Raw genomic sequence first — 9,758 nt, forward strand, 5'->3', positions numbered from 1 at the left:
GCGCGGCGACACCTCCATCCCCCTGCGCGCCCACTACGACAACCTCTACATCGACACCTGGACCCCCACCCTCGACATCACGATCATCTTCCGCACCCTCGGCCGCGTCCTCCTCAGCGGCAGCTGAGCACCTTCCCGCGGTGACACCCCGGCCCGGAGGCCTCCCGCCTCCGGGCCGGGTGTCGTATATAAAGAATAATCATTACAACTTGTCACGATTACGTGTAGCGTGAGGTTCATGCCCCCCTTCCGCTTCGGCGTCGTCGCCGTCCCCCAGCCCGACACCTGGCTCGACCAGGCCCGCCGGATCGCCGATCTCGGCTACTCGTCGCTGCTCATGCCCGACGGTGTCGCGCTGCCGTCCCCGTTCCCGTCGCTCGCGATGGCCGCGGCCGTCACCGACCTGACGGTCGGCACGTTCGTGCTGGCCGCCCCGCTGCGCCCGCCGCGCTCTGCGGCCTGGGAGGCGCACACGATGACGCAGCTCACGGGCGGGCGCTTCGAGTTCGGCATCGGGACGGGGCTGCCGCGCACGCGGGAGGCCGCCGAGAGCTTCGGCTTACCATTCCGCACCACCGCCGAGCGGCTCGCAGACGTCGAGCTGGCCGTCACGCACCTGCGCGAGCTGGACGGCGACACGCGCACACCCGTGCTCGTGGCGGCGCGCGGCCCGAAGGCACGGGCGCTCGCCGCCCGGCTGGCGGACGTCGTCACGCTGGCGGCGCCTGCCCTCACGCCGCGCACGGAGGTCGCCGCGATGGTGGCCGACCTGCGCGGGCGGGCGGACGGGCGCGACCTGGAGCTCTCGATCAACCTGTTCGCCGTCGGCGACGGCGAGCTGCCGCCCTGGGCCGCGCAGAACCTCGGCGCCACGGTGGACGAGCTGGTCGCCGCCGACTCGCTCATGCTCCTGCCGGGCGCCGACCCGCGGGCCATGGCCGACGAGCTGCTGCGCCGCCGCGATGCCCTCGGCATCTCCTACGTGAAGGTCAACAGCCTGTACCTGGAGGAGATGGCGCCAGTCGTGGAGCTGCTCGCCGGCAGATGAAGGTCAGCGCTCGCAGGCCGTGCCGTCGCTGTCGCCGTCGAGCCCGGCGCGGTAGCCGGGCTCGCCCCGGTGCAGCGGCGCCGCTCCGGCGGCGCGAGCCGCGGCGCAGTTCTTGTAGTAGACGCCGGAGGGCGCGGAGTCCGGCTTCGGGGCGGGCTTGGGCGCGGGCTTCGGGGCGGGCTTGGGGGCAGGCTGGGGTGCCGGCTTCGGCGCGGCGGCCGCCGTCGTGCGTGCCGGGGTGGTCGCGGGAGGCGGCGCAGGTGCGGTCGAGGTCGCGACGGGCGGCACCGCCGGCGTCGCCGACGGCGTCGGGGCCCCGGCAGGCACCCCGAGCAGCGGCTGCACCCCGCCCGGTCCCCCGGCGTCGCGCGGCCGCTCGTCCGCCGTCCGGCCGCCCCGCCCCCTCCGTGCCGCTGTTCCCGGCCGGCCGGGCCGACCGGATCAGCGGGCGTCCGCCAGCCGGTTCGCCAGGACCGGAACCACGATCACAGCGGCCACGACGTGCAGGGCCATCAGCGTGAGGGCCGAGGCCACATCGAAGCCGAACGTCACGTCCGGCACGCAGGACAGGACCGTGAGCACGACGGTGGTCCGCACGAAGGTCGGGCGCGGGCGGCGCGCCGTCCGCGCCATGACCGCCGCCATCCCGACGCCGATCAGGGAGAAGACGAAGGTCAGCTGTGCGAAGCCGAGCAGGGGATGCTCTCAACGGTAGGGCCTGCGAACGAGACGCCCGCGGCCGAGGCGGCCGCGGCGAGCGCCGTCGTGGCGACGGAGGCGACGGCGGCGATGCCGAGGCCGTGCTTCCACACGGTGGGCCGCGACGCGGTGGGGACGGTGCGGGTGATGATGGCGTCTGCAGTGGCGGACATTGCGGGCTCCTCCGGTTCGCGGCGGGCCTCGTGACCCGCTCCGTGCCCTGTCCACGAACGGCTCCGGCCGGATACGACACCCGTCCGGAAAAATCTTGGCCGCGCCCGGACCCGGGCCGGCCGAAGATCTCTGTGGCAGGTTGTCGTATCGCAGCGATGCCGTTCGTGGTGAGGGTGCAAGGCGGTCACCGGACCGCCCCAGAGCTGAGGAGACCGGACATGACGCACTACCTGCTGGCGGTGCACGGCCCCGCCGAGCCGACCGAGTTCGGCAGCTACGGGTCCCGTGAGGCGATGGAGGAGGCGTTCGCCGCGACCGGGGCCTTCAACGACACGCTGAAGGCCGACGGCTACTGGGTCTTCGCCGGCGGCCTGGCGCCTGCGGCGACCGCGACGGTCGTGGACGGGCAGGGCGAGGCGCCGGTCATGACCGACGGCCCCTACCTGGAAACCAAGGAGGTCATCGGCGGCTTCTGGGTGATCGACGCGCCCGACCTCGACGTCGCGCTCAGGCTCGCCGCGGAGGGCTCGAAGGCGTGCCGGGGCAAGGTCGAGGTCCGGCCGTTCGACGGCCTCGCCTGAACCGGCCCGGCACATGACGGGTCCGGCCACCGCGGCGGCGGTCGAACGCGTCTTCCGTGCGGAGTACGGCCGCCTGATCGCCTCGCTGGTCCGCCGCTTCGGCGACATCGACATCGCCGAGGAGGCGGCCGGCGAGGCGCTGGTGGCCGCTCTGGAGAAGTGGCCCACCTCCGGCGTCCCGCCGAACCCCGGGGCGTGGCTGACGACGACGGCAGGCAACCGCGCGATCGACCGGCTCCGCCGCGAGAACCTGCGCGACGCGAAGCACCAGGCGGCATCCATGCTGAACGACGACACTGCCCGCGAGCCGACCGGCCCCGTCGAGGACGACCGGCTACGGCTCGTCTTCACCTGCTGCCACCCGGCACTCGCGCAGGACGCACGGATCGCGCTGACGCTGCGGCTGCTGGGCGGCCTGACCGTCGCCGAGATCGCCGACGCGTTCCTCGTCCCCGAGACCACGATGGCGCAGCGCATCACGAGGGCCAAGAAGAAGATCGCGGCCGCGAAGATCCCCTACCGGGTCCCCGACGCCGCCGACCTCCCCGAGCGGGTCGGCACGGTGCTCACGGTGCTCTTCCTCGTCTTCAACGAGGGCTACCTGTCGACGGGTGACGGCGCTCCGGTGCGGGCCGAGCTCACCGCCGAGGCGATCCGTCTCGCGCGGGTGCTGCAGGACCTGCTGCCGGAGCCCGAGGTCACCGGCCTGCTGGCGTTGCTGCTGCTCATCGAGGCCCGGCGGCCGGCACGCGTGCGGGGCGGCGAGCTGGTGCCGCTCGCCGACCAGGACCGCGGCGGCTGGGACCGCGCCCTGATCGGCGAGGGCCACGACCTGGTCCGCACCTGCCTGACGCTCAACCGCCCCGGCCGCTACCAGGTGCTCGCCGCGATCAACGCCGTCCACACCGACGCCCCCACCGCCGCGGCGACGGACTGGTCGCAGATCGCCGCCCTCTACGACCAGCTCACCCGCTTCGACCCGTCACCGATCGTCGCCCTCAACCGGGCGGTCGCGGTCGCCGAGCTCGACGGCCCCGAGGTCGCGCTCGCGATCGTCGACGGTCTCCCGCTGTCGACCTACCACGCCTGGCACGCGACCCGAGCGGAACTGCTCCGCCGGCTCGGCCGCAGCGCAGAGGCCAGATTGGCGTACGACGCCGCCGTCGCCGCGACGCAGAACTCCGCTGAACGCGCGTACCTGTCACGCAGGCGCGGCGAGCTCGTCGGGTGAGCGGAACGCCCGGCTAGACCCGCGCCACGCTGTCGCGCACCACGAGCGTCGGGGTGACGATCCGGTCCCCCGCGTCCTCGGCACCGTTGAGCCGGTCCAGGAGGACGGCGAGGCTCTCGCGGGCGACGGCGTCGAAGTCCTGGCGCACGGTGGTGAGCGGCGGGATGTAGTGGGCGGCCTCGGGGACGTCGTCGAAGCCGACGATGCTCACGTCCTGCGGGACGCGGCGGCCCAGCTCGTGCAGCGCGTGCAGGAGCCCGAGCGCGATGGCGTCGTTCGCGGCGAAGACGGCCGTCACCTCGGGCATGCGACCGAGGAGCTGCCCGGCGCGGTAGCCCGAGGCGGCCGACCAGTCCGCCTGGACGACGGGCGGCACGTCGAGGTCGCGCGAGCGCAGCTCCTCGGTCCAGCCCGCGACCCGGCCCGCGGCGTCGAACCAGTCCTCGGGGCCGGAGACGTGCCAGACGCCTGCGTGGCCCGCATCGAGCAGGTGAGCGGTGGCGAGCCGGGCCCCCGCGTGCTGGTCCACGGTGACGGTGGCACCGCGGTGGGCGACGTGGCCGTCGATGGCGACGAGCGGCATGTCGGCCGGGAGGTCGTCCAGGGCTTCGGCGGCGGTGGGGAGCGGGGCGATGGCGACGACGGCGCTGACGCGCTGGTCGAGCAGGTCGACCACCGAGGACCGGATGACCGACGTGTCGAAGGTGCGGATGCGCGAGACGCTGACGGTGAAGCCCGCCAGCGCCGCCTGCTCCTCGAAGGCGGCGAGCAGCGACGCCGGCCCGTACAGGGTGGAGCGGGGCGCGATGACACCGATCGAGCGGTAGCGGCCGGTGACCAGCGCGCGGGCGGCGCGGTTGGGCCGGTAGCCCAGTTCGGTGATCGCCGCCGTCACGCGCCTGCGGGTGGCCTCGCGGACGTTCGGGTGGTCGTTGAGGACGCGGGAGACGGTCTGGTGGGACACTCCCGCGAGGCGCGCGACGTCGAACATCGACGGTCCGCGGTCGAGCTTCGGTTCGCCCACCCCTCCGCACTCCCTTCCCGACGCCTTCCGTGAGCGATCACATGTCGTCCACATGCCGGGTCGGCGATGGTCAGCTTACAGGTCACGGTCCGACATGCGAGTCTTGACGCCCTGGAATGTTCACGTTAACAATGTGAGCCACACAACCCCGGTGCGCCGTGGTGTGAACGACTCCCGAGGAGATGCGATGTCGACGAAGACACCCAGGCTGATCTCTCGCCGTGGCGTGCTCGCCCGCGTGGCGGCGACGGTGGCACTCGCCGCCGGCCTCGCTGCGTGCAGCTCGCCTGCGAGTGCACCGGCCCCCGGCGCCGCCCCGGCCGCAGGCGAGCCGATCGTCATGGGCTTTTCCCAGGTGGGCGCCGAGAGCGGATGGCGTACCGCCAACACCAAGTCGATCCAGGACTCGGCCGCCGCGGCCGGTGTCGAGCTGAAGTTCTCCGACGCCCAGCAGAAGCAGGAGAACCAGATCAAGGCGATCCGCTCGTTCATCCAGCAGAAGGTCGACGTCATCGCCTTCTCGCCGGTGGTCGAGACGGGCTGGGACGCGGTGCTGCTCGAGGCCAAGCGCGCGAACATCCCGGTGATCCTCACCGACCGCGCCGTGGACTCCGAGGACACCACGCTCTACAAGACGTTCCTGGGGTCCGACTTCGTGGCCGAGGGCAAGAAGGCGGGCGACTGGCTGGTCCAGAACGCACCGGCCGGCCCGGTCGCCGTCGTCGAGCTGCAGGGCACCACCGGCGCGGCCCCGGCGATCGACCGCAAGGAGGGCTTCGCCGAGGCGATCGCCGCCAACCCGAACATCTCCGTCGTGGCGTCGCAGACCGGCGACTTCACCCGCTCCGGCGGCAAGCAGGTGATGGAGGCCTTCCTCAAGTCCCAGCCGACGATCAACGTCGTCTACGCCCACAACGACGACATGGCGCTCGGCGCGATCGAGGCGATCGAGGCCGCGGGCAAGGTGCCGGGCAAGGACATCACCATCATCTCGGTGGACGCCGTCAAGGACGGCATGACGGCCCTGTCCGAGGGGAAGATCAACTTCATCGTCGAGTGCAACCCACTGCTCGGCCCGCAGCTGATGGATCTCGCCCAGAAGGTGGTCGCGGGCGAGCCGGTCCCGCAGCGCGTCGTCACCGAGGAGACGACCTTCACCCAGGAGCAGGCGGCCGAGGTGCTGGCCAGCCGCCAGTACTGACGCCCGCGGTCCCGGTGGCGCACGATGCGCCACCGGGACCACCCGGCGGCGAGGAAGGACGACGATGACCGCAGCGACCACCGCACCCCCGCCGAGGCGGACGGCACCGAACCCCGTCGTGCAGATGCGCGGCATCGAGATCGGCTTTCCCGGGGTGAAGGCCCTCGACGGCGTCGACTTCCGCCTGCTGCCCGGGGAGGTGCACGCCCTGATGGGCGAGAACGGGGCAGGTAAGTCCACCCTGATCAAGGCCCTCACCGGCGTGTACGGCATCGACGCCGGGACGATCACCGTGCGCGGCACGGAGACGGTGTTCTCCGGCCCCGGCGCCGCCCAGGAGGCGGGGATCGCCACCGTCTACCAGGAGGTCAACCTCTGCCCGAACCTGTCGGTCGCGGAGAACATCCTCCTCGGACGCGAGCCCCGCAGGTGGGCCCGCATCGACCGGCGCACCATGCGGGCGCGGGCCCGCGAGCTGCTCGCGGGGCTCAACCTCGACGTCGATCCCGACTCCCGGCTCGGCGACCACCCCGTCGCCGTCCAGCAGCTGGTGGCCATCGCCCGCGCGGTCGACGTCGACGCCGCCGTCCTGATCCTCGACGAGCCGACGTCCAGCCTGGATGCGGGCGAGGTCGCCGAGCTCTTCCGCGTGGTCCGCGAGCTGCGGGAGCGCGGTGTCGCGGTGCTCTTCGTGTCGCACTTCCTCGACCAGGTCTACGAGATCGCCGACCGCGCGACGATCCTGCGCAACGGCAAGCTCGTCGGCGAGTACCCGCTCGTCGCGCTTTCGCGCGTCGAGATGGTCGCGAAGATGGTCGGCCACGAGCTCGCCGCGCTGACCGACCTGGACCACGAGCCGCACGGCGACGTGTCCGCGCAGGTCGAACCGGTGCTCGCGGCGTCAGGGCTGGGGCGCACCGGCGCGATCGCGCCCACCGACGTCACCGTCCGGCCCGGGGAGGTGCTGGGCCTCGCGGGCCTGCTCGGCTCCGGGCGCACCGAGCTCGCCCGGTTGCTGTTCGGCGCCGACCGTGCCGACTCCGGCGAGATGGAGATCGGCGGGCGGACCGTCCGGCTGCGCAGCCCGCTCACCGCGGTCGCCGAGGGCGTCGCGTTCTGCTCCGAGGACCGCAAGGGCGAGGGCCTGATCGGCGACCTCACCGTCCGCGACAACCTCGTCCTCGCCCTGCAGGCCCGCCGCGGCTGGGCCCGGCGGATCCCGCGGCGCACCATGGACGAGCTGGTGGAGCGCTGGATCGCCGCGCTCGACGTCCGGCCCGCGAACCCGGACGCGCTCATCCGCAACCTTTCCGGCGGGAACCAGCAGAAGTGCCTGCTCGCCCGCTGGCTGATCACCGAACCCCGCCTGCTGATCCTCGACGAGCCCACCCGCGGCATCGACATCGGCGCGAAGACCCAGGTGCAGAAGCTCGTCGCGGATCTCTCCGCTGACGGCCTGGCAGTGGTGTTCATCTCCGCCGAGCTGGAGGAGGTGTTGCGCCTCTCGGACCGGGTCGCGGTGCTGCGCGACCGGTACAAGGTCGCCGAGCTGGGCCGCGAGGACGCCTGCGTCGGCCGGGTCATGGAGCTGATCGCGAGCGGGGGTGACGACCGTGCGTGAGCTCGTCCGCTCCCCGCTGTTCTGGCCGGTCGTCGCCCTGCTCGCGCTGATGGCGTTCAACGTCGCCGTCACGCCCGGGTTCCTCTCGCTGCGCGTCGACGACGGCCACCTGTACGGCAGCCTGATCGACATCCTGAAGAACGGCGCGCCCACCGCGCTCATCGCCCTGGGCATGACGCTGGTCGTCGCCACCCGCGGCATCGACCTGTCCGTCGGCGCCACGGTCGCGATCGCAGGCTCGGTGGCCTGCACCTGGATCGTCACCTCCCCGGACCCGGCGAGCCCCGGCGCCGCGCTCGTGGGCATCGGGATCGCGCTGGTCCTCGCGCTCGTCCTGGGCGCCTGGAACGGGCTGCTCGTGGCCGCGCTCGGTGTGCAGCCGATCATCGCGACGCTCGTGCTGATGACCGCGGGCCGCGGGGTCGCCATGCTGATCACCGACGGCCAGATCATCACGGTGAACAACCCGCTGTTCGGCGAGCTGGGCGGCGGCTTCCTGCTCGGCCTGCCCGTGTCGGTGGTGATCGCCGCCGTGGTGTTCGTGCTGGTCGCCGTCGTCGTGCGGCGCACGGCGCTGGGCATGCTGCTCGAGTCGGTCGGCATCAACCCGGTGGCGAGCCGCCTCGCCGGCGTGCGCGCCCGCGGCCTGATCTGGTCGGTCTACGTGTTCTCCGCGCTCTGCGCGGGCATCGCCGGCCTGATGATCAGCTCGAACGTCACCGCCGCGGACGCCAACAACGCGGGGCTCTGGATCGAGCTCGACGCGATCCTCGCCGTCGTCATCGGCGGCACGCTGCTGTCCGGCGGCCGGTTCTCCATCGGCGGGACGCTGATCGGTGCGCTGATCCTGCAGACGCTCACCACCACCGTCTACACCACGGGCATCCCGCCGGAGGTCACGCTCGTGTTCAAGGCGGCCGTGATCATCGTCGTGTGCCTGCTGCAGTCGGAGAGGATGCGCGCGCTCGTGCGCCCGGCTCCCGCGCCCGAACCCGTGAAGGTGAGCGCCTGATGACCGCCACGCTGCCGCCGCTCGTCGGCACCACCGCCCTCCGCCGTTCCCGCATCCCAGCGCGCGACTCGCTGCCGACGATCGCGACGTTCGTGCTGTTCGTGGCCCTGTTCGGCGTGGGATCGCTGCGCTACGAGGGCTTCTTCTCCGCGCAGGTCCTGCTCAACCTCTTCGTCGACAACGCCTTCCTCATCGTGCTCGCCGTCGGGATGACGTTCGTGATCCTCACCGGGGGGATCGACCTGTCGGTCGGTTCCGTGGTGGCGCTCTCCGGCGTGATGGCCGCGAAGCTGCTCGCCGACGGCTGGTCGCCGGTCCCGGTGATGGTGCTGGTGCTTCTGGTCGGGGCGACACTCGGGCTCGCGATGGGTGCGGTGATCCACTTCCTCGACATCCAGCCCTTCGTGGTGACGCTCGCGGGAATGTTCCTCGCCCGGGGGCTCTGCTACGTGATCAGCGTCGAGTCCATCCCGATCCGGGATCCGCTGTTCACCACGATCGCGACGACGGCGCTCTACATCCCCGGGACGGACCTCTCGTTCACCCCGTCTGCCCTGATCGCGGTGGCGGTCGTCGCCGTCGCGGCGTACGTGCTGGCGTACACCCGCTTCGGGCGCACCGTCTACGCCGTGGGCGGCAACGCCCACTCCGCGATGCTGATGGGCCTCCCGGTGGGCCGCATCCGTGTCGGCGTCTACGTCGTGAGCGGAACGTGCTCAGCGCTCGGCGGGCTGCTGTTCACCTTCTACTCGCTCTCGGGCTACAGCCTCGCGGCCGTCGGCACCGAGCTGGACGCGATCGCCGCCACCGTCATCGGCGGGACGCTGCTCTCCGGCGGCGTCGGGCTGGTGGTCGGCTCGATGCTGGGTGTGCTGGTGCTCGGCCTGATCCAGACCTTCATCTCTTTCGAGGGCACCCTCAGCTCCTGGTGGACGAAGATCGTCATCGGCGTCCTCCTGCTCGCCTTCGTCCTGCTGCAACGCCTGGTCGTGCGCCGCCCGTGAGCCCGCACCGCCCGCAGGTGCATCCCGCCCGATCCATGTTGTGAACGTTCACCTCGTCCAGGAGGCGTCATGAAGCCCGCCGTGACCATCGGGGTCGACTTCGGCACCCTCTCCGGGCGCGCCGTCGTCGTCCGGGTCTCGGACGGCGCCGAGCTCGCCGGCG

General features: G+C 72.3%; 11 protein-coding genes. 7 read left to right on the forward strand and 4 right to left on the reverse strand.

Going from position 1 to position 9,758, the window contains the following annotated elements:
- Positions 1–238: 238 nt before the first annotated feature.
- Positions 239–1,048 carry an LLM class flavin-dependent oxidoreductase gene (locus tag AB7J25_RS28445; protein ID WP_428514063.1) on the forward strand — a complete coding sequence of 270 codons (810 nt, stop codon included), beginning with the start codon at positions 239–241 and terminating at the stop codon, positions 1,046–1,048.
- Between the two features lie 3 nt (positions 1,049–1,051).
- On the opposite strand, the gene AB7J25_RS28450 is transcribed toward AB7J25_RS28445, so the two are convergent.
- From AB7J25_RS28450 to AB7J25_RS28460, 3 genes are all read right to left on the reverse strand, one after another.
- Positions 1,052–1,393, reverse strand: coding sequence for an excalibur calcium-binding domain-containing protein (locus AB7J25_RS28450; RefSeq protein ID WP_428514065.1), 342 nt, complete (start codon positions 1,391–1,393; stop codon positions 1,052–1,054).
- A 96-nt stretch (positions 1,394–1,489) separates the two neighbouring features.
- Positions 1,490–1,693, reverse strand: coding sequence for a DUF6069 family protein (locus AB7J25_RS28455; RefSeq protein WP_428514067.1), 204 nt, complete (start codon positions 1,691–1,693; stop codon positions 1,490–1,492).
- A gap of 29 nt (positions 1,694–1,722) precedes the next feature.
- On the reverse strand, positions 1,723–1,920 hold the full coding sequence (locus AB7J25_RS28460; protein WP_428514069.1) for a hypothetical protein: 198 nt from the start codon (positions 1,918–1,920) through the stop codon (positions 1,723–1,725).
- Positions 1,921–2,214: 294 nt separating this feature from the next.
- Here AB7J25_RS28460 and AB7J25_RS28465 point away from each other — a divergent pair, with 294 nt between their 5' ends.
- Positions 2,215–2,502, forward strand: a complete 288-nt coding sequence (locus tag AB7J25_RS28465) for a YciI family protein (RefSeq protein ID WP_428514081.1) — start codon at positions 2,215–2,217, stop codon at positions 2,500–2,502.
- Positions 2,503–2,515: 13 nt separating this feature from the next.
- Positions 2,516–3,733, forward strand: coding sequence for an RNA polymerase sigma factor (locus tag AB7J25_RS28470; RefSeq protein WP_428514071.1), 1,218 nt, complete (start codon positions 2,516–2,518; stop codon positions 3,731–3,733).
- Positions 3,734–3,746: 13 nt separating this feature from the next.
- Here AB7J25_RS28470 and AB7J25_RS28475 read toward each other — a convergent pair whose 3' ends face one another.
- Positions 3,747–4,724, reverse strand: a complete 978-nt coding sequence (locus AB7J25_RS28475) for a LacI family DNA-binding transcriptional regulator (protein WP_428514083.1) — start codon at positions 4,722–4,724, stop codon at positions 3,747–3,749.
- Positions 4,725–4,944: 220 nt separating this feature from the next.
- Here AB7J25_RS28475 and AB7J25_RS28480 point away from each other — a divergent pair, with 220 nt between their 5' ends.
- The 4 genes from AB7J25_RS28480 (at position 4,945) to yjfF (ending at position 9,595) form a co-directional block, all read left to right on the forward strand.
- Positions 4,945–5,958 carry an ABC transporter substrate-binding protein gene (locus AB7J25_RS28480; protein WP_428514073.1) on the forward strand — a complete coding sequence of 338 codons (1,014 nt, stop codon included), beginning with the start codon at positions 4,945–4,947 and terminating at the stop codon, positions 5,956–5,958.
- 64 nt (positions 5,959–6,022) lie between these two features.
- On the forward strand, positions 6,023–7,579 hold the full coding sequence (locus tag AB7J25_RS28485; RefSeq protein ID WP_428514075.1) for a sugar ABC transporter ATP-binding protein: 1,557 nt from the start codon (positions 6,023–6,025) through the stop codon (positions 7,577–7,579).
- Positions 7,572–8,591, forward strand: a complete 1,020-nt coding sequence (locus AB7J25_RS28490) for an ABC transporter permease (protein WP_428514077.1) — start codon at positions 7,572–7,574, stop codon at positions 8,589–8,591. The genes AB7J25_RS28485 and AB7J25_RS28490 overlap by 8 nt, the downstream gene beginning before the upstream one ends.
- Positions 8,591–9,595: a galactofuranose ABC transporter, permease protein YjfF gene (gene yjfF / locus AB7J25_RS28495; RefSeq protein ID WP_428514079.1), complete on the forward strand. Its 1,005-nt coding sequence runs from the start codon at positions 8,591–8,593 to the stop codon at positions 9,593–9,595. Before AB7J25_RS28490 ends, yjfF begins: the two co-directional genes overlap by 1 nt.
- Positions 9,596–9,758 lie beyond the last annotated feature (163 nt).

It is taken from the genome of Pseudonocardia sp., from assembly GCF_050246655.1.
In the GTDB taxonomy this organism is placed as follows: domain Bacteria; phylum Actinomycetota; class Actinomycetes; order Mycobacteriales; family Pseudonocardiaceae; genus Pseudonocardia.